Annotated in this window: 21 protein-coding genes and 1 tRNA gene; 18 read left to right on the forward strand and 4 right to left on the reverse strand. The window is 70.7% G+C overall.

The genetic code is table 11. The annotated features are described in order from the left end of the window. The first annotated feature begins 173 nt into the window (after positions 1–173). Positions 174–1,652 (forward strand): beta-N-acetylhexosaminidase, encoded by a 1,479-nt coding sequence (locus tag BLQ91_RS24745; RefSeq protein WP_245733788.1) that lies wholly within the window; start codon positions 174–176, stop codon positions 1,650–1,652. On the opposite strand, the gene BLQ91_RS24750 is transcribed toward BLQ91_RS24745, so the two are convergent. Then, the gene (locus tag BLQ91_RS24750; protein ID WP_090100236.1) at positions 1,649–2,986 is read right to left on the reverse strand and encodes an aldehyde dehydrogenase family protein; all 1,338 of its coding nucleotides are present in this window, start codon (positions 2,984–2,986) and stop codon (positions 1,649–1,651) included. The genes BLQ91_RS24745 and BLQ91_RS24750 overlap by 4 nt on opposite strands. A 197-nt stretch (positions 2,987–3,183) precedes the next feature. On the opposite strand from BLQ91_RS24750, the gene BLQ91_RS41605 reads away from it, so the two are divergent. Genes BLQ91_RS41605 through BLQ91_RS24790 form a run of 8 tightly spaced genes read left to right on the forward strand, consistent with a single transcriptional unit; the run spans position 3,184 to position 9,257 of the window. Next, a complete protein-coding gene (locus BLQ91_RS41605) occupies positions 3,184–4,539 on the forward strand; it encodes a GAF domain-containing protein (RefSeq protein ID WP_176959941.1) in 1,356 nt (451 codons plus the stop codon). Positions 4,540–4,597: 58 nt separating this feature from the next. Further along, positions 4,598–5,872, forward strand: a complete 1,275-nt coding sequence (locus BLQ91_RS24760) for an FAD-dependent oxidoreductase (protein ID WP_090100240.1) — start codon at positions 4,598–4,600, stop codon at positions 5,870–5,872. Then, on the forward strand, positions 5,850–6,407 hold the full coding sequence (locus BLQ91_RS24765; RefSeq protein WP_090100242.1) for a ribonuclease FAU-1 family protein: 558 nt from the start codon (positions 5,850–5,852) through the stop codon (positions 6,405–6,407). The genes BLQ91_RS24760 and BLQ91_RS24765 overlap by 23 nt, the downstream gene beginning before the upstream one ends. Beyond that, positions 6,404–6,991: a nucleoside/nucleotide kinase family protein gene (locus tag BLQ91_RS24770; protein WP_090100374.1), complete on the forward strand. Its 588-nt coding sequence runs from the start codon at positions 6,404–6,406 to the stop codon at positions 6,989–6,991. Before BLQ91_RS24765 ends, BLQ91_RS24770 begins: the two co-directional genes overlap by 4 nt. Positions 6,992–7,036: 45 nt before the next feature. Continuing rightward, positions 7,037–7,582, forward strand: coding sequence for an RNA polymerase sigma factor (locus BLQ91_RS24775; protein ID WP_176959942.1), 546 nt, complete (start codon positions 7,037–7,039; stop codon positions 7,580–7,582). Further along, entirely contained in the window at positions 7,579–8,304 is a 726-nt protein-coding gene (locus BLQ91_RS24780; RefSeq protein WP_090100246.1) for a hypothetical protein, read from the forward strand. Before BLQ91_RS24775 ends, BLQ91_RS24780 begins: the two co-directional genes overlap by 4 nt. Before the next feature lie 10 nt (positions 8,305–8,314). After that, positions 8,315–8,599 carry a DUF6412 domain-containing protein gene (locus BLQ91_RS24785; protein WP_090100249.1) on the forward strand — a complete coding sequence of 95 codons (285 nt, stop codon included), beginning with the start codon at positions 8,315–8,317 and terminating at the stop codon, positions 8,597–8,599. A 40-nt stretch (positions 8,600–8,639) separates the two neighbouring features. Next, positions 8,640–9,257 carry a YidC/Oxa1 family membrane protein insertase gene (locus BLQ91_RS24790; RefSeq protein WP_090100251.1) on the forward strand — a complete coding sequence of 206 codons (618 nt, stop codon included), beginning with the start codon at positions 8,640–8,642 and terminating at the stop codon, positions 9,255–9,257. Here the strand turns inward: BLQ91_RS24790 and BLQ91_RS24795 are convergent. Next, the gene (locus BLQ91_RS24795) at positions 9,239–10,756 is read right to left on the reverse strand and encodes a PucR family transcriptional regulator (protein WP_090100253.1); all 1,518 of its coding nucleotides are present in this window, start codon (positions 10,754–10,756) and stop codon (positions 9,239–9,241) included. The two genes, BLQ91_RS24790 and BLQ91_RS24795, sit on opposite strands and share 19 nt — an antisense overlap. 129 nt (positions 10,757–10,885) lie before the next feature. Here BLQ91_RS24795 and pruA point away from each other — a divergent pair, with 129 nt between their 5' ends. Then, a complete protein-coding gene (gene pruA, locus BLQ91_RS24800; RefSeq protein ID WP_090100255.1) occupies positions 10,886–12,511 on the forward strand; it encodes an L-glutamate gamma-semialdehyde dehydrogenase in 1,626 nt (541 codons plus the stop codon). 88 nt (positions 12,512–12,599) lie between these two features. Then, positions 12,600–13,523 carry a proline dehydrogenase family protein gene (locus BLQ91_RS24805; RefSeq protein WP_090100257.1) on the forward strand — a complete coding sequence of 308 codons (924 nt, stop codon included), beginning with the start codon at positions 12,600–12,602 and terminating at the stop codon, positions 13,521–13,523. On the opposite strand, the gene BLQ91_RS24810 is transcribed toward BLQ91_RS24805, so the two are convergent. Further along, on the reverse strand, positions 13,510–15,921 hold the full coding sequence (locus tag BLQ91_RS24810; RefSeq protein ID WP_090100259.1) for a P-loop NTPase family protein: 2,412 nt from the start codon (positions 15,919–15,921) through the stop codon (positions 13,510–13,512). The two genes, BLQ91_RS24805 and BLQ91_RS24810, sit on opposite strands and share 14 nt — an antisense overlap. Before the next feature lie 175 nt (positions 15,922–16,096). On the opposite strand from BLQ91_RS24810, the gene BLQ91_RS24815 reads away from it, so the two are divergent. The 4 genes from BLQ91_RS24815 to BLQ91_RS24830 all read left to right on the forward strand — a co-directional run bounded on the left by BLQ91_RS24815 (position 16,097) and on the right by BLQ91_RS24830 (position 20,051). Next, positions 16,097–17,740, forward strand: coding sequence for a bifunctional 3'-5' exonuclease/DNA polymerase (locus tag BLQ91_RS24815; RefSeq protein ID WP_090100260.1), 1,644 nt, complete (start codon positions 16,097–16,099; stop codon positions 17,738–17,740). Positions 17,741–17,853: 113 nt separating this feature from the next. After that, on the forward strand, positions 17,854–19,230 hold the full coding sequence (locus BLQ91_RS24820; RefSeq protein WP_090100261.1) for a carbohydrate-binding protein: 1,377 nt from the start codon (positions 17,854–17,856) through the stop codon (positions 19,228–19,230). Positions 19,231–19,284: 54 nt separating this feature from the next. Then, positions 19,285–19,359 (forward strand) — tRNA-Val (locus BLQ91_RS24825). A 50-nt stretch (positions 19,360–19,409) separates the two neighbouring features. Further along, complete coding sequence (locus tag BLQ91_RS24830) at positions 19,410–20,051, forward strand: helix-turn-helix domain-containing protein (protein ID WP_245733789.1); 642 nt, start codon at positions 19,410–19,412, stop codon at positions 20,049–20,051. Here the strand turns inward: BLQ91_RS24830 and BLQ91_RS24835 are convergent. Continuing rightward, positions 20,033–20,860 (reverse strand): hypothetical protein, encoded by an 828-nt coding sequence (locus BLQ91_RS24835; protein WP_090100262.1) that lies wholly within the window; start codon positions 20,858–20,860, stop codon positions 20,033–20,035. The genes BLQ91_RS24830 and BLQ91_RS24835 overlap by 19 nt on opposite strands. 148 nt (positions 20,861–21,008) lie before the next feature. Between BLQ91_RS24835 and BLQ91_RS41610 the strand changes: the two genes are divergently transcribed. From BLQ91_RS41610 to BLQ91_RS24855, 3 genes are read left to right on the forward strand one after another with little or no spacing between them, the layout of a single operon-like run. Continuing rightward, the gene (locus BLQ91_RS41610) at positions 21,009–21,455 is read left to right on the forward strand and encodes a hypothetical protein (RefSeq protein WP_176959943.1); all 447 of its coding nucleotides are present in this window, start codon (positions 21,009–21,011) and stop codon (positions 21,453–21,455) included. A gap of 37 nt (positions 21,456–21,492) precedes the next feature. After that, positions 21,493–22,047: a DUF3558 domain-containing protein gene (locus BLQ91_RS24850; protein ID WP_176959944.1), complete on the forward strand. Its 555-nt coding sequence runs from the start codon at positions 21,493–21,495 to the stop codon at positions 22,045–22,047. 40 nt (positions 22,048–22,087) lie between these two features. After that, positions 22,088–23,392, forward strand: a complete 1,305-nt coding sequence (locus BLQ91_RS24855) for a PPE domain-containing protein (protein WP_176959945.1) — start codon at positions 22,088–22,090, stop codon at positions 23,390–23,392. Positions 23,393–23,400: the final 8 nt, after the last annotated feature.

Here is a 23,400-nt window from a genome sequence, read left to right on the forward strand (position 1 = left end):
CCAACGCCCGCGATGCCGAAGCGACCAAGCGAAGACAAAGCCGAGCAGTCTTCCCACACGGCCCGGGTGGGGTGGCTTCGTCACGAGTCGTGACGAAGCCACCCCGAGCAGTAAAACCGGCACCCGACAACAAAACACGACCACCCAACGCAACCAGCAGCAGGAGCGCCGAGGTGACCGAGAACCCCCTGCCCCACCTGGTCCCCCACCCGGTGAAGGTCACCCCGGCCCAAGGCACCCACACCCTCGCACCGGACACCACCGTCCAGGCCACCGCAGCCGCCCGAGAACCGGCAGAGCGCCTGGCAGAAGTACTCCGCCGTTCAACGAGGTTCGCACTGCCGGTCGACGACGCCACCGGCCGCATCCTCTTCACCGACGGCGCAGCCGAGGAACAGGGCACCGAGGGCTACCAACTGGACGTCACCCCGGACCAGATCACCATCAAGGCCAACTCCCCAGCCGGCCACTTCAACGCCGTGGCCACCCTGCGCCAGCTGTTCGACCCCGAGATCGAAGCCCGGTCCCAGCGGCAAGGCCCCTGGCAGATCCCCGCGGTCAGCATCCGGGACCACCCCAGGTACCACCACAGGGGCGCGATGCTGGACGTGGCACGACACTTCTTCACCCCCGCCGAGGTCAAGCGCTACATCGACCAGATCGCGGCCTACAAGATCAACTACCTCCACCTGCACCTGACCGACGACCAGGGCTGGCGCCTGGAGATCAAGAGCTGGCCCGACCTGACCAGGACGGGCGGCTCGACAGAGGTGGGCGGCCGGACAGGCGACCTCCACTACACCCAGGCCGAGTACGAGGACCTGGTCGAGTACGCGGCGAACCGCGGTATCACGGTGATCCCGGAGATCGACATGCCCGGCCACACCAACGCGGCCCAGGCCAGCTACCCGGAGCTGAACGACGACGACAAGGCCAAGCCCCACTACACCGGCACGGACGTGGGCTTCTCGTCCCTGGCCATCCACAAGGACGTCACCTACGCCTTCGTGGAAGACGTCATCCGGGAGGTAGCCGCGATGACTCCGGGCCCGTACCTCCACATCGGCGGCGACGAAGCCCTTTCCACGCCGGAAGAGGACTACGCGACCTTCATGACGCGTGTGCTCCCACTGGTCAGGAAGTACGGCAAGACGGCCATCGGCTGGCACGAGTTCATCAAGACCAGCGACGACCCGGCGACGATCCCTCAGTTCTGGGCCACCACGACGACCGACGACAACGTGGCCGCGGCGGCGCAACGCGGCCACAAAGTCCTGATGTCCCCGGCCAACCACGTCTACCTGGACATCAAGTACGACGACACCACGCCCCTGGGCCTCACCTGGGCGGGCCTGGTCGACGTCAGGGACACCTACGACTGGAATCCCGGCGCCCACCTGGAGGGCGTGTCCGAGGAACACGTCCACGGCATCGAAGCTCCACTGTGGACGGAGACCGTCACCACCTCGGCGGACGTCGAGCACATGGCATTCCCCAGGCTCGCCGCGGCGGCCGAACTCGCCTGGGCCCCGGCCGAGGTCCACGACTGGGAGGCGTTCGCCCCGCGGCTGGCCGCCCAGGCCGAGCGCTGGAGGGTCCAGGGCGTCAACTTCCACCCCAGCCCTCAGGTCCCCTGGCCCGACCGGGACTAGAAGTAGCCCTGCCCGCGGTCGGAGTAGCTGACGACCAGGTGCTTGACGCGGCGGTACTCGGCGAGCGCGGCGGTGGTCGCCGGGTACGGGTGGTAGTTGTTGACCCACACCCGCTCGGCGCGCAGGTCCTGGCCCACGGTGTGCGCCAACGCGATGTCACGGCACCAGATGCCGGCGCCGAGCTGGGCGGCGGCCTCGTTGGCGATCTTCAGGGCGTCGTCGCGGTCGTCGAACCTCGTCACGGACACGACGGGGCCGAGCACGTCGTCGGTGAACACGGACGAGCGGTGGTCGCCCTCGAAGATCGTCGGCTGGACGTAGTGGCCGTCGGCCTCGCCGCCGGTCACCAGGCGGGCGCCCTCGGCCTTGCCGCGCTCGACGTACGCGAGAACCCGATCGCGCTGCGCGAGGCTCACGACGGCACCGACCATGGTGTCCGTGTCGAGCGGGTCTCCCAGCTCCAGCGCCTGCGTGCGCTCGGTCGCGAGGTGCAGGAACTCCTCGTAGACGGCGGTCTGGAGCAACGCGCGCGACGGGGCCGTGGCGATCTCGCCCTGGTTGGCCGCGAACATCGCGAAGCCGTCGAGGGCCTTGTCGAGGAAGCCGTCGCGGCGCGCGGTCACGTCGGAGAAGAAGATGTTCGGGCAGCGGCCGGACGTCGCGGGGTGGTCGTCCGAGCCGGTGACGACGTTGACGACGCCGGGCGGCAGCAGGTCGGCGATCACGTCGACCAGGACGTGGACGGACGCCGGCGTCTGCAGGGCGGGCTCCAGGACGACGGCGTTGCCGGCGGCCAGGGCGGGTGCGAGCACGCGGCAGGCGTTCAGCAGCGGGAACGTCCAGGAGACGCGCTCGTGGACGACTCCGAGCGGCTGGAACGAGCGGTAGTCGCAGGTGTCGCGGCCGAGCTGCTCGACCTCGCCGACCTCGGCGCGGACGACGGCGGCGTACTGGCGGAAGAGCTCGATCAGCATCGGCACGTCGGCGACCAGGGCCTCGCGCACGGGCTTGCCGTTGTCCCATGTCTCGGCGACGGCGAGCTCGGTCGCGTGCTCCTCGATGCGGTCCGCGACCTCGCCCAGCACGGTGGCGCGCTCTCGCGCCGTGGTGTTCCCCCACGCCTGGGCGGCACCGCTGGCGGCGTGCAGCGCGCGGGCCCGGTCCGCATCGGTGCCGCGTGCGACCTCGGTGAACACCTCGCCGGTCACGGGCGTGACGTTCTCGACGTACTCACCGGTCACGGGCGCCACGTGGTCGCCGCCGATGAAGTGGTCGTACCTCGGCCGGTACGCGACCACGCTGCCGGGCTGCCCCGGTGCCGCGTACTGCGTCATTCTCAGCTCCTGCCGGAAGATGGCCCACTGCGGGACTGTGGTGGGGAAAATGAGAAAGTAGGCAGCAGAACGTTGCATGCTCGTTGCAAGCCGTGGATGGATCAGTGGCCCACGAACCTGGGCAACACGCACTGTTGCTGAGTCGCGTCAGAGATGCCGTGCTGAGTGGTACTCGCACGGTCGATTTGCCACGCTCAGTGATTTCCGCGTCGTGGCAGCGGTCACTCGCCGCGAACGTCGATCCCGACCTGCACACCGCGCCGACCGTGTTCGCCGCGGACGAGCTTCCCGGCTTGCGCGAACGCCACCCGCTGCACCCGACGCTGCCGCTGCTGCGTGAGACGCTGCTGGGTTTCGCCGAGGAAGCCAAGCACATCATGATCGTCGCGGACGCGCAGGGCCACATCCTGTGGTGCGAGGGCTCGAAGGACACCCGCGGCAGCGCCGAGGACGTCGGCCTGGCGGCGGGAACCCTCTGGTCGGAGGGCGCGGCGGGGACGAACGGCATGGGCACCGCGCTCGCGGTGAACTCGACCGTCACGGTCCACTCGGCCGAGCACCTGGTGCGGACCTACCACCACTGGACGTGCGCGGCGAGCCCCATCCGCGATCCCGACACGGGGACCACGATCGGCGTCGTCGACCTGAGCGGCCCGATCGAGACGGTGCACCCTTCGATGGTGGCGCTGGTGTCGGCGTCGGCCCGGCTCGCGGAGTCGGAGATGCTCGCGCGGATGCACGCGCAGGACGAGGAGCTGCGGTCGCGCAACATGCGGCACCTGATCGCGCTGCGCGGTGAACCGGGCGCGCTGCTCAGCCCCACCGGGCGGGTCGTCGCGGTCGAGCCGTACGGGCTGCTGCCGCCGCGCGTCGACGTCTCCGCGGACAGGGTGCGGCTGCCCGACGGCCGCGAGGCGGTCCTCGAACCGCTCGCCCGGGGCTACCTGCTGCGCATCCCCCGTCAGCGCCACGTCCGGCGCAGCGTGCTGTCGCTGTCGTTCCTGCTGCCGGAACCGAAGGTCGTGCTGGACGGCCGCGAGGTGCCGATCTCGTTGCGGCACGCCGAGATCCTGTGCGCGCTGACGTTGCACGGCAGGCTGTCCGCCGACCAGCTCGCGTTGCGCCTGTACGGCGAGCGCGGCAACCCCACGACCGTGCGCGCCGAGCTGCACCGGCTGCGCGCCCAGCTGGGCACCGACGTGCTCGCGACCAGGCCGTACCGGCTCACCGCCGACGTCGAGACCGACTTCCTGGCGGTGCGGGCCGCGCTGACGGACGGCGACGTGCCGCTGGCCGCGAGCAGGTACCGCGGGTCGCTGCTGCGCCGCTCGGAGGCGCCCGTCGTGCTGGCCGAGCGGGACGACCTCGCGACCGGCGTGCGCACGGCGGTCCTGGCGCGTGGCGACGCGAACGCGTTGTGGACGTTCACCCAGACCGACTCGGGAGAGCACGACGTCGAGGCGTTGGAACAGCTGGTCAGGCTGTTGCCGCCGGACGACGTGCGGCTCGCCATCGCCACCGCCCGGCTGAGGAGACTCGGTCAGGACGATTGACAAGACTCTCGAAAACCAAATATCTTCCTCGCTAAGATATTTGGCGAGGGGGATTCTCATGCGCGTAGTGATCATCGGAGCGGGGACCGGTGGCCTGTGCCTGGCGCACGGGTTGAAGAAGGCCGGCGTGGACGTCGCGGTGTTCGAACGCGACCGCACACCGCGCAGCATGCTGATCGGCTACCGGGTCGGGATAAGCCCCGACGGCAGCAAGGCGTTGCACAGCTGCCTGCCGCCGGAGGTGTTCGCCGAGTTCGTCCGCACCACGGCCCGGCCGCCGAAGCACATCGTCATGCGGACCGAGAAGTACGGGGAACTGCTGACCGGCGACATCGCCACGGACGCCGACGACAGCCGCAGCGAGAAGTCCGTGAGCCGGATCGCGATGCGCACGGCACTGCTGGGCGGTTTGGACGACGTCGTGCGGTTCGACAAGACGTTCCGGCACTACAGCCGGAACGACGACGGCACCGTCACCGCCTACTTCGACGACGGCACCTCCGCGACCGGCGACGTCCTGGTCGGTGCGGACGGCGCGCAGTCGAAGGTGCGCAGGCTGCGCCTGCCGGATGCCGCAGTGGTCGACACCGGCATCACGTCGATCGCGGGCAAGCTGCCGCTGACCGAGGAGAACGCGAAGCTGCTGCCACCGCTGGCCGACGGCGGGATCACGCTGGTGTTCGGGCCGCGCGGCGAGTTCGTGATCATCCACGTGATGCGCTTCGACGGCACCGGCGTCGAGGACGACTACATCATGTGGGGCTACGCGGCGGCGCACGAGAGGTTCCCGGACATGAAGGGCATGGGCCAGGCCGAGCTCAAGCAGGTCGTGCTGGCCCTGACGCCGAGGTTCCACCCGGACCTGCGCAGGCTGTTCGCGCTGGCGACGCCCGAGACCGTGTTTCAGATCAAGGTCCGCACGTCCGAGCGGCTGCGGCCGTGGGAGCCGAGCAACGTCACGATGATCGGCGACGCGGTGCACCTCATGACCCCCGGCCGCGGCATCGGCGCGAACACGGCGCTGCGGGACGCGGAACTGTTGTCCCGCAAGCTCGTCGAGGCCCACCGCGGCAAGGACGTGGTGCAGGCGATCGGCGAGTACGAACGCGAGATGGTCGAGTACGGGTTCCAGGCCGTCGAGGCGTCGCGCGAGATGATGGACGGCACCAGCCTGGCCCACAAGCCCGTGATCGGACGGGTCGTGGCGGCGTTCTCGCGGACGTTCCTGCGGGTGACCAACGCCGTTCCGCCGCTCAAGCGGAGGATGATGGCCGGGGACGCGGCCGTGCGTGATCACGTAAGTTCTGACCATGAGGTTGTTCGCGCCGGGTGAGGTCGTGGTGCGGCGCGAGGTGCTGCACGGCAAGGTCTGGTCGGAGATGCCGACCAGGGTCGTCGTCGACGAGCCGGGGCTGTTCGCCGTGTTCGTGGAACCGGGCACGAAGCTCACCTACCCGAGCCACCACCACCCGCACCCGTGGGACAAGCCGGACCGCGGCTTCTGGCGCGGTCACGGCAAGCTCATGCTGCACCGCCCGCAGGACGCCTACTCCGTCGACCTGTTCTGGAAGGGCGCGGACCGGGTCTTCGGCAACTACTACCTGAACCTGCAGGCGCCGTACCGCCGCGTCGAGGACGGCTTCGAGACGCTCGACCACGCCCTCGACTACACCGTCGCCCCGGACGGCACCTGGCAGCAGCGCGACCTCGACGAGTTCGAGGAGCAGGTCGCGTCGGGCAAGTACTCCGCGCAGGAGGCCGAGGAGATCCGGGCCGAGGCCGTGAAGATCGAGAAGATGCTGGTGTCCGGTGAAGTCTGGTGGGACCCGGCCTGGGCGGACTGGCGACCGGAAGCGGTGTGGCGGTGAAGGTCCGGCCGCTGACCTTCGACACGCTCGTCGCCGAGATCGCCGGCCGGGTGTCGGAGCTCGACGGACGGGTGCGCGTCCTGGTCGACGGCGCGCCCGCCGCCGCACCGGGCGCGCTCGCGGACGCCGTCGTCGAACCCCTGCGCGCCCTGGGCCGTGCGGTGCGACGGGTGTCCCTGGAGGACTTCCTGCGACCGGCGTCGGTGCGGCTGGAGCACGGCCGCACCGACTCGTACTCGTACCGGCACGACTGGTTCGACTACCAGGGCCTGCAACGCGAGGTGCTCGACCCGGCGGTGGACGGCAGGGTGCTGCCGTCGCTGTGGAACGCCGCCACCGACCGGGCGAGCCGCGCCGAGTACGTCGACCTGCCGGAGAACGGCGTCGTGCTCGTCGACGGCACCCTGATGCTCGACCGGTGGCTGCCGGCCGAGCTGACCGTGCACCTGTGGCTCTCCCCCGGCGCGTTGAAGCGCAAGACGGCCGAGGAGTGGACGCTGCCCGCGTTCGACGACTACGAGCCGGTCGCGGACCTCTTCGTGCGCTACGACCACCCCGGACGGCCCGGTCTCGTCGAGTCGTGAACCACTCCCGCCCCCGCGGACATAACGGGGCAGAGAGGAGGGTCCGTGACCGACGAAGAACTGTGGGGACAGGTCCGGGCCGGTGCGAGCGAGGCGTTCGGGCAGCTGTTCGAACGCCACGCCCAGGCCGTGTTCGCCTACTGCCTGCGCCGCACCGGCACGTGGGCGGTCGCCGAGGACCTGGTGTCCGTGGTGTTCCTGGAGACGTGGCGCAAACGCGCGTCAGTGGTGGTCGAGGGGTCCCTGCTGCCGTGGCTGTACACCGTCGCACTGGGCGTCACCCGCAACCACCAACGCGCCCGCACGCGGTACAAGGCCGCTCTGGGCAAGGTTCCGCCGCAGCACGCGGACGACGACCACGCCGATGACGTCGCACGGCGGGTGGACGCCGAGGCGAGGACGCGGGCGGTGATCGCGGAACTGGAGAAGCTGCCCGCCGGGGACCGGGAGGTGCTGGAGATGTCCGCGTGGTCGGACCTGAGCCAGGCGCAGATCGCCCGGGTGCTCGGCATCCCGGTCGGCACGGTGAAGTCCCGGCTCGCTCGCGCGCAGCGCACCGTGCGCGGCGCACTGGTGAAGGAGGCGCTGTGAACATCACGCCGGACATCCCGCACCTGGACCCGATTCGGCTCCAGGTGCGCAAGCACGCGCTGCTGAACGAGGTCAGCGCGAAGCCGTCCCGCCGGTGGTGGCGCTTCGCAGTGCCCTCGACGGCTCTCGTGGCCGCCGTCGCCGTGACGCTGGTGCTGTGGACGCCGACGAACCAGGACGCCTCCGCGTCGTGGACCGCCGAACCGAGGGCGCCCGTCGACCTGGCGCCCATGATCGCGGCGTGTGGGAAGACGCTCGACCAGATGGACGCGGAGCGCGGACTGGAGGGGCGTCCGGTCTGGCCGGCCCCGCGTGAGGTGGCGGTCACCGACCAGCGCGGCGACATGACGATGGTGGTGTTCACCGGTCCGCAGTCCGAGGCGCTGTGCTGGGGAACACCGAAGGACGTCGGAATGAGTGCCCACGGCAGCGTTGAGGAACGCGAGCCGCTCGGCGACCGCCTGTTCGCCGACCTCGCCCCGCGAATCGGCATGACGGAGGTGAGCGGCGGCACCAGCACGACCATTCTGACCGGCCGGGTGAGCCCGAAGGTCGACAAGGCGGTCATCGTCACCGAGGACGCGCTGGAGGTGACCGCGAGCCTCGGCAACGGCTGGATCGTCACGTGGTGGCCGAGCCGGGGCAAGCCGAAGGAGGTCAGGCTCTACGACGGAGCAGGCGTCCTGCTGGAGACCGCCCCCGTTCCCGTCAGGTCCAGGTAGTCTGCAAGGCATGTGGCGGCCGGAGACCAAGCAGCGGGCAGTGCTCGCGCTCGCGGTCTTCCTGCCCGCCCTCTACGCCTTCACGCTGTTCTCATCGCCCACCGAGGTCGTCGCGGCCGTGACCGCGCTCGCCCTCGTGTTGATCGTGGTCGTCGCGCTGGTGCCGCTCTCGGTGGCACCGGCGCGGTCGCTCTCGATCCGCGAACGAGCCCAGCGCACGGCACAGTTGCGCCTGCGAAACCCCGACGCCGCAGGCAGGGCCCGTCCCCGAGCACCGGGATGCCGGACGTTCTGACACGTCCGCACGTCCCGACTCAAGACGGAGGAACAACCCCTTGTTCGCTGACCTGGGCGCTGCCCTGGCGAGCTTCGGCACGCCCGCGCTCGCCATCGTCCTGTTCACCATCGTCGTGCGGCTCGCGCTGCACCCCCTCTACCGCGCGGCCGTGCGCGGCGAGAAGGCCAAGGCCGAGCTCGCACCCGAGATCCAGAAGTTGCAGAAGAAGTACGGCAAGGACCTGGTGCGGTTCTCGGAGGAGTCGCAGAAGGTCTACAAGCGCAACGGCGTCTCGATGTTCGCGGGCATGCTGCCGATGCTCGCGACCGTCCCGTTCTTCATGGTCGTCTACCAGGTGGTCACGACTCCGAACCCGTTGCTGGACGGGACGATTTTCGGGGTGTCGCTGAGTGCTCACTTCATGAGCAGCTTCGCGTGGGTGTTCTTCGTGCTGTTCGGGCTGCTCGCCGTCGTCGCCTACCTGACCGTGAAGTGGCAGCAGTCGCGGATGACCGCACCGCCCCAGCCGGGGTTCATGACGGGACTGGTGAAGGTGCTGCCGTTCGGGACGATCCTGGTGGCGGCCTACCTGCCGCTGGCCGCCGGGCTGTACCTGCTCACCACGACGACGTGGACGATCGCGGAACGGGCGCTGCTCTACCGCATCCTGAGCTGAAGCTGGGCCACGAGGCGCACGAGCGGGTCGTCCAGGTCGAGGCCGCTCTCCTTGGCCCGCTTGAGCCGGTATCTCAACGTGTTCGGGTGCACGTGCAGTTTGTCCGCCGCGGCGCGCACGTCACCCAACGCGTCGAGGTAGGCCAGCAGCGACTTGGCGAGTTCCGGGTCGAGCGCGTCGATGCGCGGGTCCCTGATGCGCGGGTTGTCCTGCAACAGCGCGAGGATCTCGCTCACGAGGACCTGCGAACGCACGTCGGCGAGCGTCGCCACCTCGGCGTCGAGGTCGCGGGCCATCGCGTCGAGCACGCGTTCGGCCTCCTGCCGGGAGACCTGCGCGTCGTCCAGTGTGGACACCGTGGAGCCGACGGCCGCCTGGACGGACGTGTGCAGGTGCCGGCGGGCGGTGGTGACGATCTCCCGCGTCAGGTTCAGCAACTGGGCGTTCGGGGCGAGGTCCGGCAGCAGCACGTAGGTGCGGCCGCCGGACTCGCTGACCAGGGCGCTGCGCCGGTACGCGGCCGCGTGCACGGAGATCAGGCCGGTCATCTCGGCGCGGCGCAGCTCGTGCTCGCTGCGGTCGCCTTCGCCGCCCCGCAGGGCGAACACCACGACGGCGGCGGGCTTGCCGGGATCGGCGCCGATCTGGCCCGCGACGGTGGCGGCGTCCATCCGTCCGGTGAGCAACGCGGCGAGGAGGTTCTCGCGGAACCTCGACGTGGGCTGGTTGCGCTGCTGGATCAGGTGCGGGGCGGTGACGCGGGCGGCGCCGAGCAGGGCCCGTTCGGCCTGCTCGGTCAGCGGCTGGTCGCCCTCCTGCACCCAGATCGTGCCGAGCGGCTGGGCCCCGGCGTGGATGCCGACGGCGATGCGGCGGCGGATGCCGAGCTCCGGGCGCTCGTCGATCCGCACGACCTCCTCGCCCGAGCGGAGCAGGTTGTAGACGCCCCACTCGCGCAGCATCTTCAGGTACGGCTCGGGGCCCTGGCGGCCGAGGATCGACAGCCGGCGCAGCTCGTCGACCTCGTCGGAGGAGCGGGAGTAGGCGAGGACGCGGCTCGCGGTGTCCTCGATGCTGACGATGCCGCCGGTCAGGGTGGCAATCGTTTGCGCGAGCGCGAACAGGTCGCCGAGGACCTCGCTGTCGTCGGTCGTGGTCGTCAGGACGCTCCGGGCGAGCGACTCCAGGTGGCCCCAGCGGACCTCGGGCCGGACCTCGAGCAGCGCCACGCCCGCGTCCGTCGCGGCCTGTTCGAGGGCCGGGGAGCTCTCCTTGACCGCGACGGCCGCCGCTCTCGCCCGACCGGCGGCTCTGACCAGCGGCAGCGCTGCCCGGCCCCGTGCGCCGATGACCAGCGCGAGGTCGCCCGCGGAGACGTCCGGCGGGTCGTCCGGGTCCATGATCACGACGTCGCGCACGTCGACCTCCAGGCCGCCGGGGGCGACCTGGAGTTCCACGAGCGGGTCGCCCAGCGCGATCAGGAGGTGGCGGAGGCTCATCGCCCGGAGGCCTTCAACACTGTTCGATCGTACATCTGACCTGGTGAACCTTGGTCAGTCGGACAACCGTGGCCAGGTCGCGCGGACTTACGGTGTGCGTACCGACGCTGATTCGAAGAGGAGTTGCGAGTGGACGCGGTCACCCAGGTTCCCGCCCCGGTCAACGAGCCGGTCCTGCAGTACGCCCCCGGCACCCCGGAGCGCGCTGAGCTGCAGGCCAAGCTGGCCGAGCTGCAGAAGGAGCCGCACGAGCTGACGCTGACCATCGGTGGCGAGCAGCGCATGGGTGGCGGCGAGCGGTTCGACGTCGTCCAGCCGCACAACCACCGCTCCGTCCTCGGCACGCTGGCCGGCGCGACCCAGCAGGACACCACCGACGCCCTGCGCGCTGCCCGCGAGGCCGCCCCGGCGTGGCGCGCGATGTCGTTCGACGACCGCGCGGCGATCCTGCTGCGCGCCGCCGACCTGCTCGCCGGCCCGTGGCGCCAGACGCTGAACGCCGCCACGATGCTCGGCCAGTCGAAGACCGCGATCCAGGCGGAGATCGACTCGGCGTGCGAGCTGATCGACTTCTGGCGCTTCAACGTGCAGTTCGCCCGCAACCTGCTGGCCGAGCAGCCGATCTCGTCTCCCGGCGTGTGGAACCGCACCGACCACCGCCCGCTCGAGGGCTTCGTCTACGCGATCACGCCGTTCAACTTCACCGCCATCGCCGGCAACCTGCCGACCGCGCCCGCGCTGATGGGCAACGTCGTGCTGTGGAAGCCGTCGCCCACCCAGTCGTTCGCCGCGCACCTCACCATGCGGCTGCTGGAAGAGGCGGGCATGCCGCCCGGCGTCATCAACCTGCTGCCCGGTGACGGCCTCGCCGTGTCCGAGGTCGCGCTGGGCTCCCCCGACCTCGCGGGCATCCACTTCACCGGCTCCACCGCGACGTTCCAGAAGCTGTGGGCGCAGGTCGGCGCGAACATCGCGAACTACCGCTCGTACCCGCGGATCGTCGGCGAGACCGGTGGCAAGGACTTCATCCTCGCGCACCCGTCGGCGGACCCGGACGTGCTGCGCGTCGCGATGATCCGCGGTGCCTTCGAGTACCAGGGCCAGAAGTGCTCCGCCGCGTCGCGCGCCTACGTGCCGCGCTCGGTGTGGAACAAGATCAAGGACCAGTTCCTGGCCGAGGTCGACGCGCTGACCTACGGCGACGTCACCGACTTCTCGAACTTCGGTGGCGCGGTGATCGACCGCCGCTCGTTCGACAAGCTGTCGGGCGTGCTGCAGGCCGCTCGCGCGGACTCGTCGCTGGAGATCGCCGCCGGTGGCACCGCGGACGACTCGGACGGCTTCTTCGTCCGGCCGACCGTGCTCGTCGGCTCCGACCCGGCGAACTCCGTGTTCACCACCGAGTTCTTCGGCCCGGTGCTCGCGGTCCACGTCTACGAGGACGCCGACTACCTGACGGTGCTCAAGCAGATGGAGAACGCGGCGCCGTACGGTCTGACCGGGTCGATCATCGCCCGTGACCGCGCCGCCGTCGCACACGCGCAGGAAGAGCTGCGGTTCGCCGCCGGCAACTTCTACGTCAACGACAAGCCCACCGGTGCCGTCGTGGGTCAGCAGCCGTTCGGCGGCGGCCGCGCGTCCGGCACGAACGACAAGGCGGGGTCGGTCCACAACCTGCTCCGCTGGGTCAGCCCGCGCTCCATCAAGGAAACCTTCGCGGCGCCCACCTCCCACCTGCACCCGCACCAGGGCTAGACCAGGCCCTCCCGAGTGAGGGGAACGTCCTTGCGCCACAAGCGTCCGGACGTTCCTCCCACCTCCCACACCCCGAGGACGTGAACCTATGTTGCGCTCCAGCCTCCTCCTGGCGTCCCGCAGCGCGGGTGCCCGCAAGCTCGTCGAGTCGACGCCGCTGACCCGGCCGGTCGTCGAACGGTTCGTCGCCGGAGCCGACGTCACCTCCGCGGTCCACGCGACCGCAGAGGTGCTCGCGGACGGCCGTCTGGTCACGCTGGACCACCTCGGCGAGGACACCGTCGAGGAGTCGCAGGCCACCGACACGGTCGAGGCGTACCTGACCCTGCTGTCCCGGCTGGAGTCGCACGGGCTCACCGAGGGCGCCGAGGTGTCGGTCAAGCTGTCGGCCGTGGGCCAGTCGCTGCCGGTGGACGGCGAGAAGATCGCGCTGGAGAACGCGCGTCGCATCTGTGCCGCCGCCGCTGTCGTCGGCACGACCGTGACGCTCGACATGGAGGACCACACCACCACGGACTCCACGTTGAGCATCCTGCGCGAGCTGCGCGTGGACTTCCCGTGGGTCGGTGCGGTGCTGCAGGCCTACTTGAAGCGCACCGAGCAGGACTGCCGCGACCTCGCGCACGCCGGATCGCGCGTGCGGCTGTGCAAGGGTGCCTACCAGGAGCCCGCTTCCGTTGCGTACCAGGACAAGCACGACGTCGACCTGTCGTACGTCCGCTGCCTGAAGGTCCTCATGGAGGGCCAGGGCTACCCGATGGTCGCCTCGCACGACCCGCGCCTGATCGCGATCGCGGCCGGCCTGGCCTCGGGGCGTTCGAAGGACTCGTACGAGTTCCAGATGCTGTACGGCATCCGGCCCGAGGAGCAGCGCCGCATCGCGTCCGAGGGCAACCGCATGCGCGTCTACGTGCCGTACGGCGACGAGTGGTACGGCTACTTCATGCGGCGTCTCGCGGAGCGTCCGGCCAACGTGGCGTTCTTCGTGCGCTCGCTGCTCACGACGAGCTGAGCGCCTCGACCGTTTCGAGGGCGAACCCCAGCTTCACCGGCTCACCCGCCTCGCGGAGGATCTCGACCGCGCGGTGGGTGAGCCGCAGTGCTTTGCCCACCTCGAACCCCGTCTCCGCGCAGAGCGCCCCGTAGATCGTGAGCGCGTCCGCGTAGCCGGGGTGCCGGTCGAGGTCGAGCCCGGTCAGGTGCCACAGCACCACGGCCGTGTGCGCCGTGTTCCTCGCTTCTTCCTTCCGTTCCGCAGCACGAAGCCGGCACACGTGCTGCTGCACGGCCGAGAGGTAGACCGTGGGCGGGGTCTTCGCCGTGATGGCGCGGCAGACGTCGACGGCGAACTCGGACATCCGCAGCGCACGCACGTGGTGGTCCGATTCGGACAGCCGGCGTGCCGTGTCCTGCAACGCCGGAGCCAGCTCGTCGCCGAAGAACTCGACGAGCTGCGACGGCAGGCGGTCGCAGATGCCGAGGCACTCGTCGGCGGTGTGCAGCGCCTCTCCGTCCTGACCGCGCAGGAGCTGCTGCTCGACGAGCACGGCGAGGGCGACGACGAGGCCTGCCTGGTTCCGGACGACGTCCTCGGCGACCAGCTCCCGGTACACCTCGACGGCTTCCTCGGCCGCTCCGACGTCACCGACGACCTGGGCCACGGTGAGCAGGGCAGCGCCCACACCCCTGCGGTCGCCCGTCTCCCGCCAGAGCATCACGGCCTCGCGCGCGGTCAGTGCGGCCTCGACGTCGTCGGCCAGCTCCCGCAATGCCCGGCCGCGCCGCATCAACGCGTCGGCGAGGCCGGTGCCGAACGTGCCGGGGTTCGCGACGGCCAGGCGCCGGAACAGGCCGACGGCCTCCTGGAGCGACTCGCTCGCCGCCTCGGCCCTGCAGAGGTCGACGAACATGGTGCCGGCGGTGACGAGGTTGCGGGCGAGCTCGGGTTCGAACCGCGGGTCCTCCTGGGCGAGCACCCGCCAGTTCGCGATCGAGAGCTGCATCGAGTCGGCGGCGTGCTGCTTCTGCCCCTCGACGTGGAAGCGGCGGGCCATCGCGGCGGCGACCCGCGCGAAGTCCGCGCGGAAGAGCGCCGGGTGGTTCGTGGCGAGTTCCTGGAAGAGCAGCGCGGCGCGGCTGATGGCGGTCATCGCGGCCTCGTCGCGGCCGAGCGCCTGGTAGCGGTAGCTGATCTGCTCCAGGGCGGCGGCGAGCTGCGGCACGGTCTCCGGGTCGTCGAGCGCGATCTCGTGCCAGAGCGCGATCGCCTCCTCGGAGACGGCGAGCACCTCGTCGCCCCGCTGGGCGTTGACCAGCCGCAGGCCCAGGTCGCCCAGCGCGTCCGCGAGCAGCGGCCGGTTCTCGCGGTCCTGCTCGACGAGCTCGCGGTAGCACCGCACCTCGGCGCGCGAGGCGTCGACGGACTCCTGGCGCAGGCCGCACAGCATCGTGCGGGCGCTGAGCATCCCGTACATCTCGGCGCGTTCGAGGGTGCCGCCGGCGCGCTCGACCAGCCGTCGGGTGAGGATCGACGGGATCGCGTCGGTGGCGAAGCGCTCGTCGCGGAAGACCTGGCGGGCGATGGCCCCGACGGTGGCGGGCGACCCGATCTCGGCGGCGATCCGGAGGCTGTCTCGGGCCATGTCGCGCACGACCTCCGGCGTGCCCGTGAGGAGCTCGTCGAGCCTGGGCCTCAGGGCGGGCCAGCGCAGTGCCGCGCGGGCGAGCAGGTCGGGGTCCGGGTTGTCCGGCGTCGCCACCGCCAAGTGGTCCTCGGCGAGGCGCCCGGTCTCCGGACCGCCGTCGTGCTGGAGCAGCCGGCGGACGAGCTGGGTGCGGTTCACGTCGCACGGGTCACCGCGGACGGCGGTCAGCGCGGCCATGTGCAGGTCGAGGACGGTCTCGTGCGCGATGTTCGGCGGCGGCTCGTCCGGTGCGGTCACGTCGAGCTGCTCGGCGAAGTGCCGGCAGGCCAGCGTGAACGACTCGGTCCGGTCCCCCATCGTCGGGGCGAGCTCGAGGTCGGTCACCTCGTGGTCGAAGTCGGCGATGCGCTGGCGGGTGGAGGACCACCACCAGCCCGTGGTCCGCGCGGCCAGCAGCACCCGCGTGCGCACCGGCCCGTGCCGGAGGGTGTCCTGCAGTCGCACGAAGACGTCGTTCCACGTCAGGCGGTCGGCGTCGTCGACCACCAGCAGCCTGCCGTGCGCCTCCTCGTCCCAGTGCTCGGCGACGTGCCGGAGGAGCCTGGTCTTGCCCGCGCCGGCCGGGGCGTGCAGCAGCAGGGACGCCTGGGCGGTGGGGCTGTCGCGCCAGAGCGCGAGCGCGTCCAGCTCTGGTTCTCTGCCGTGGAAGGGGACCACCTGACGGGTGGGATCCAGCAACGCGACGACGCTGAGTGCTCGGTCCACGCACCCATAGTCGGTCGCGGGTCCGGGGAAGGGTAGGGAGACCACACCATCGTGGTCTTTTCCCGTTTTCCTCCCACTCCGCCGCCCCCAGGGCTTGGAGCAGGTCCACCAGTCGGCGGCGGCCGGTTTTCAGCCTGGACTGAAACTGTCGGGGGTCGGTTGCACAATCTGAGGTGTGCTGGTCGCCCTCGTCCCGGAAGCGGACGGCGCGGGCCGGTGGCAGGAGCTGCGCGACGACGGGACGCCCGCCGGTCCGCCGATGCGGGCTCCGTCGCTGGCCTCCGCCGTCGCGTCGCTGGAGCGCGCCCACCGGCCCCGCTGGGTGTGGGCGGACACGTCCGAGGTCTACCCCGCGCTGCTGCGGGCCGGGGTGCGGGTCGACCGGTGCTGGGACCTGCACCTGACGGAGGCGTTGCTGCTCGGCACCGAGGGCAGGCACCGGGAGCCCCGCGAACTGCCGGGGGCGCTGGCGCGCGTGCTCGGGCTGCCCGCGCCCGCCGACGTGGGACCGCCCAAGAAGGACGACGCGCTGACGTTGTTCGGGCCGGAGCCGGTGTCGCTGCCCGGCGACACGGACACGCTGGCCGCGCTGCCGCTGGTTTTCCGGGCACAGCAACGGAACCCGGCGCTGGGGCTGCTGATCGCGGCGGAGTCGGCGTCGGCTCTGGTGGCGGCGGAGATGACGCACCACGGGTTGCCGTGGCGGGCGGACGTGCACACGAGGTTGCTGGAGGAGGTGCTCGGGCCGCGTCCGGCGCCGGGCGCCCGGCCGAAGCTGTTGCAGGCGCTCGCGGACCAGATCCAGGAGGCGTTCGGCGGCAGGGAGATCAACCCGGACGCGCCGGCCAGCATCGTCCGGGCGTTCTCGCGGGCGGGCGTCGAGGTCCCGTCCGCGCGGCGGTGGGTGCTGAAGAACGTCGACCACCCCGCGGTGGCGCCGCTGCTGGACTACAAGGAGCGCGCCCGGCTGTGGGTGGCGCACGGCTGGACGTGGCTCGACACCTGGGTTTCGGACGGGCGGTTCCGGCCGGACTACGTCGTCGGGGGCGTGGTCACGGGGCGGTGGGCGTCGCGCGGCGGGGCGGCGTTGCAGATCCCGCGGCTGATGCGGCAGGCCGTGATCGCGGACGACGGCTGGTGCCTCGTGGCGGCCGACGCCTCACAGCTCGAGCCGCGAATTCTCGCTGCCCTGTCAGGAGATGAGCGGTTGATGGAGGTCTGCGGCGACGACGACCTCTACGCGGCGCTGGCGGAGGACTCGTTCAAGGGCGAGCGGTCGCGCGCGAAGATCGCGATGCTGTCCGCGATGTACGGCGGCACGTCCGGCGAGGCGGGGCCGCTGCTCGCCGTGCTGCGCAAGAGGTTCCCGATCGCCGTCGGGTACGTGGAGGCGGCGGCGCAGGCCGGCGAGCAGGGCCGGATGGTGCGCACGAGGCTCGGCCGCACCTCGCCCACGCCGTCCGCGGCCTGGCAGGAGCTGACCGGCGGCGCGGACGACTCGGGGGACGTGTCGCGGTCGTCGCGGCAGGCGGCGCGGAACTGGGGGCGGTTCACCCGCAACTTCGTGGTGCAGGGCAGCGCGGCGGACTGGACGGCGGCGTTGCTGGGCGTGCTGCGCACCCGGCTGCCCGCCGACGCGCACCTGGTGTTCTTCCAGCACGACGAGGTGCTCGTGCACTGCCCCCGCGAGGACGCGGACGCCGTGGTCGAGGCGATCGCCCAGGCGGGCCGCGAGGCGACGCGGCTGCTGTTCGGCGGGACATCGGTGCGCTTCCCGATGAACGCGGTGCCCGTGACCTGCTACGCCGACGCGAAGTGAGTCTGGACGAGACTCCGCCGTCTTGTGCCGTTGGTCCGAACGGGCGCTTGTTCTTGCACCGTGAGAGCGCTCTCATAAGTGGACTGCACCCGTGACAAGGAGGTCACTCGCGCATGAGGCAACGACGCCGCGTTCTCGCGGCCACGACAGCTCTTCTTGCCGCGGTACCCCTGGCGATCGCCGCCATGTCCGCCAACGCTTCGATCCCACCCCCTGCATCGGGATGGACGCAGGTGTGGGGTGACGACTTCAACGGTCCCGGCGGGACCTTGCCGTCCAGCTCCAACTGGATCTTCGACCTCGGCCACGGCTACCCCGGCGGACCTGCCAACTGGGGTACGGGCGAGATCCAGAACTACACGAACAGCACGAACAACATCAAGCTCGACGGCAACGGCAACCTGCGCATCACCGCGCTCAAGGACGGCGCCGGCAACTGGACGTCGGCGCGCATCGAGACCCAGCGCTCCAACTTCAAGCCCCCCGCCGGCGGCAAGCTCGCCATCGAGGGCCGCATCCAGATGCCGAACGTCACCGGTGAGGCGGCACTGGGCTACTGGCCCGCGTTCTGGACCCTGGGCGCGCCGTACCGCGGCAACTACTGGAACTGGCCGGGCATCGGCGAGTTCGACATCATGGAGAACGTCAACGGCATCAACTCCGTGTGGGGCGTTCTGCACTGCGACGTCGCCCCCGGCGGCGCCTGCGGCGAGTTCACCGGCATCGGCAACTCGCGGACGTGCCCCGGCGCGTCCTGCCAGACCGCCTTCCACACGTACCGCTTCGAGTGGGACGACGCCGCGAAGACGTTCACGTGGTTCGTCGACGGCCAGTCGTTCCACCAGGTGACGCAGGCACGGGTGGGCGTCAACGTGTGGAACGCGATGACGTCGCACGCGGGCCACTTCATCCTGCTCAACCTCGCGATGGGCGGCGCGTTCCCGAACGCGCTGAACAACAACCAGCCGACCCCTGTCGCGGCCACCCAGTCCGGGCACTCGATGGTCGTGGACTACGTGGCCGTCTACTCGTCCGGCGGCGGGACGACCACCCCTCCGACGACCACCACGTCGAACCCCGGCGGTGGGGGTTCCGCGTACAGCGAGCTGCAGGCGGAGAACGCCTCGGAGCGGTCGGGCGGCTCGGTCGCGCCCGGTGACGGCGGTTCCGGTGTGCACCAGATCGGCAACGGCGGCTACCTGAAGTTCTCCGGCGTCAACTTCGGCACCGGGCCCGCGCGGCAGTTCTACGCCCGCGTCGCCTCCGGGGCGGGCGGTGGCGTGAGCGGCCTGGTCGAGGTGCGGCTCGGGTCGCGCACGGCCGCACCGGTCGGGTCGTTCGCGGTGGGCAGCACCGGCGGGTGGGACTCGTGGAGAACCATCCCCGCGAACATCTCGAACATCACCGGCACGCACGACGTCTACATCACCTTCACGAGCGGGCAGCCTTCGCCGTACGTGAGCGTGAACTGGGTGAAGTTCGGAACCTGACCCCGCTCGTGTGCCGGGGTGTGCTCGTCCGCTAGTATTCCGTCCGTTCGCTGCGGACGATTAGCTCAGCGGGAGAGCACTACCTTGACACGGTAGGGGTCACTGGTTCAATCCCAGTATCGTCCACCACCTGGCGCCGCATCCTCATCGGATGCGGCGCCATTTGCTTTGATGGACCCGTGTACGCCGAACGTCCCGCTCCCGCGGGCCTGGCCTGCCTCTGGACGCGCACGGTCTCGTCGCCGACCGTGCAGCGCGTCGTGCCGGACGGCTGCACAGATCTCATGTGGACACCGGCGGCCGGGGCGTTGTTCGTGGCCGGACCGGACACCGAGGCGCAGCTCGCTTCCGTCGCGCCCGGGACGTTGTACGGCGTCCGGCTGCCACCGGGAGCCTTCCCCTCCGTCTTCGGGGTGCCCGCGCACGCCGTCCGGGACCAGCGGGTGGCGCTGCCGGAGCTGGTCCCCTCCGCGCGGCTGACCTCGTTCACGGAGGTGGTGGAGTTCTGCGCTTCGCGGGTCGTCGTGGACCCGGCGCTGGCCGCCACGGCGTCGTTGCTGCGCCGCGCCGACGTCGCCTCGGCGGCGTGGGAGATCGGGCTGAGCGCACGCCAGTTGCGCCGGCGGTGCCTCGACGCGTTCGGGTATCCGCCCAAGGTGCTGCAACGGGTGCTGCGGTTCGACACGGCGGTGCGCCTGGCGCGGAACGGGATGCCGTTCGCGTCGGTCGCCGCCGAGGCCGGCTACGCGGACCAGGCGCACCTGGCCCGCGAGGTTCGCGCGCTCGCCGGCGTGCCGCTCGGTCAGCTGATCCGGCCGTAGCGGCGCAGCGTCAGCAACGCGTCGACGGTGGCGATCGAGCGCCATTCGAAGTGGACGATCGGGGTGAAGGCGGGGAAGCCGAAGGTCCAGCCGCCGTCCTCCCGCTGGCCCTGTTCGAGCGCGTCGAGGTCCTGGGCGAACTCGTCGTCGGTGAACCAGGCCCTGGCGAGGCTGGTGGGCTTCTGCGCGAACTCGTGCGGATCCAGGCCCTCGCCCTCCGCATATCCCTCGGTGCTCTGCGTGAGGTGCCTGAGCTTCTCCGCGGCGAGCTCCGCGCGAGCCCGGTCCGGGACCTCGTCGAGGAACATCGCCGCGCCCCGCAGCTCGTACGGGTGGGTCCGCTCCAGCCGGTCGATCTGCAGCCAGCAGTACTCGGTGGCCCGGTCGAGCCACGGGTGGCCGATCTTCATCGCGTGCAGGGCGGCGGCGATCTGGGAGGTGAGGAGCAGCCCGCCCCGGTCGTCGGCCGCGACCCACGGCGCCCTGGGGTGGTCGCGGGAGGTGGAGAAGCCGAACGGCACACTGCCGTCCGGGCACGTGTCCTGCAGCCAGGTCAGAACCGGTTCGGCCTGGTCAGGGGCGCCGACCGCGGCGAAGAGCTGCAGCGCGCGCAGGGCGTGCAGCGGCTGGCTGGTGGGCCCGCGGTGGTCGGGTTCGAGGCCGTGGCCGAAGCCGCCGTCGTCGTTGCGGTAGGCCAGCACCGCCCGGACCACCGCCTCGGCGCTGCCGCCGTCGAAAACGTGCTCGAACCAGCGTTGTTCCAGCGTGCGGGCGTTGAGCCAGAGGAAGTTCCTCGCCTGTCCGATCATGTCCCGAACCTAGGCCGGTCGTCGTGCGGGGGTCTTGGACGAATCGGCCACGTGACCTGATCAGCTGATTCGATCGCCTCCACGGGGAACCGGTCCTATGCGAAAATCCTCTAACCGGGGTGTGGAGTTCTGAGGGGAGCTGGCTGAGATGCTGATGTTCGACGCACTCGTACCCGTCAAGGCCGCCGCTGCAGGTGCGGCTGCCGGTGCCGCTGCAGGTGCGGCTGCCGGTGCCGCTGCCGGTGCCGCTGCGGGCGCGGCCGCTGGGGCGGGCGGCGGCGGAGTCACGAAGTTCAGCGTCGACCCCGACCAGGCGCAGAAGATGATCGACGGCCTCAAACAGGCCCTCGAGAAGCTGATGGAGCTGAGGAAGTCGAGTCAGAAGATCCGTTTCGCGGGCGCCCCCGGACCCGATCCGTACAGCGGCTTCGCGACCCTCGCCATGCGCAAGACCGCAGGCGAAGAGCCCGGCGGCTACGTGTGGGCGAACGAGCAAGCACAGAAGGCGCTGGAACAGACCATCAAGAACATCGAGAAGGCTCTCGCCGAGTACCGGGCCACCGACGATGCGGCCAAGGCCGCGATGAAGGGCTGACACGACCTTGAAGCGCATGACCGCCCTGCTGACCGCCGTGCTCGCGTTCGGTGCTCTGGCGGGCTGCACGGGGAACACGACCGGCGGCACGCCCACCACAGGCGCCCAGACCGGAACCGAGCAGACGAGCAGCGCGCCGACGTCGAGCGAGTCACCATCGGGGCTCAGCATCACCAAGTACTTGAGCAAGCCGTGCGACATCCTCAAGCCCGACCAGGTTGCGACGCTCGGCTCCGTCAAGACAGCCGCGGCGGGTACCGACGTGCTCGGCCCGACCTGCAAGTGGGACGGACAGGACCCGATCAAGAACTCGGGCTATGAGGTCAGCGTCACCGAAGGCAAGGACTTCGAAGCCCAGGTCGAGAACGTGAGGAAGAACCGGGTCTTCGTCGACAAGCAGATCGACGGTGTCCGCGTCATTTCCACCGATGAGACCGACGGAGCGATGTATTGCCTGACCTCGATCCAGGTCTCCAAGACCGATTCGGTCACGGTGCAGATCGCGGGTGCCACGGACGAGCGCGCCACCAAGAAGCCGTGCCCGGAGACGGAGCGGGTTGCGCAGCTGATCATCACGAACTTGAAGGGGTAGCGAGATGGCTGGGGATGAGCCGAACGTCGCTGGTTTCGTGATGCTTCCCTTCGCGGGCGGCTCGACGATCTACGAGTGGTTCGAGAAGGGAAGCGGACCGAGCCAAAGCACCGCGGTCACCGCAGACGGCTGGCGCGAACTCTCTAACGGTCACGGTGATGTGGCACAGCTGATCGAGAAGGCCGTGCGCGACTCCGGCGCAGCCTGGGAGGGTTCCGCAGGTGATGCCGCTCGCGGCGGAACGTCACCACTCGCGACCTGGGCGACCGTCACAGGTGACTCCGCGAGCCAGGCAGGTACGACCGCCGACACCATCGGCTCCGCGTACACGGACGCCAAGAACTCGATGTCGAAGCCGCCCGAGGTTCCCGACAAGCCGTTCCTGAACGACTGGATGCCCTGGGACACCGACTACGACCAGGCGGTCGAGCGGAACCAGCAGGTGAACGAGCAGAACATGCGTGCGTTCAACCAGTACGCCAGCGCTGTCACCGCGAGCATGAACAACCAGCCGACCTTCATCGCGCCGACGGCCACCGACGGCAACGTCGCGGAGCAGCCGAACAACGGTGAGCGCAGCATCTCCCAGGTGGGCACGCACAACCAGACCCCGTCCAACGTCGGCACGGGCACGAACACCGGCACGAACACCGGCACCGGTGGTGGCGACCAGACGAACACCTCCGGCTGGAAGCCGCCGACGGACAGCACGAACCCGTCGGGCGTCGACCCGAAGTTCCCACCGCCCCCGCCGACCGACGACGGCCGTCCGCGGCCGCCCGGCAACATCGGCGACCCGGGCCTGCCGCCCGGTGGCAGGTGGGACCCGAACGACCCGCGTCGTCCCGGTGGCCCGCTCGACCCGAACAACCCGCGCAACCGTCCCGGTGGGCCGGGTGGCCCCGGTGGTCCAGGCGCGGGCCGCGGCATCGGCGGACCCGGCGGCGGCGGACCCGGCGGTGGTGCCGGCGGCGGTCGTGGTGGTGGCGGCGGCGGTGGCGGCCTCGGTGGACCCGGCGGTGGCCTCGGTGGCGCCGCGGCGGCTCGCGCGGGCGGCCTCGGTGGCCCCGGCGGCATGGGCAGCGGCTTCGGTGGCGCGGCCGGTGTGGCCGGTACCGGCGACGGTCGTGGCGGTGCCGGTGGCTTCGGGCCTGCTGGTGCCGGTGCGGCGGGCGCTGCCGGTCGCGGTGGCGCGGCGGGCATGGGTGCGGGCGGTATGGGCGCCGGTGCCGGTCGTGGTCAGGGCGAGGAGGACAAGGAGCACAAGTCCGCGTCCTACCTGCAGGAGACCGAGGACATCTTCGGCGACGGAACGCTGGTCGCTCCGCCGGTCATCGGCGGATAGGGGGACGA

This window comes from Lentzea jiangxiensis (genome assembly GCF_900104175.1).
Taxonomy (GTDB): Bacteria; Actinomycetota; Actinomycetes; order Mycobacteriales; family Pseudonocardiaceae; genus Lentzea; species Lentzea jiangxiensis.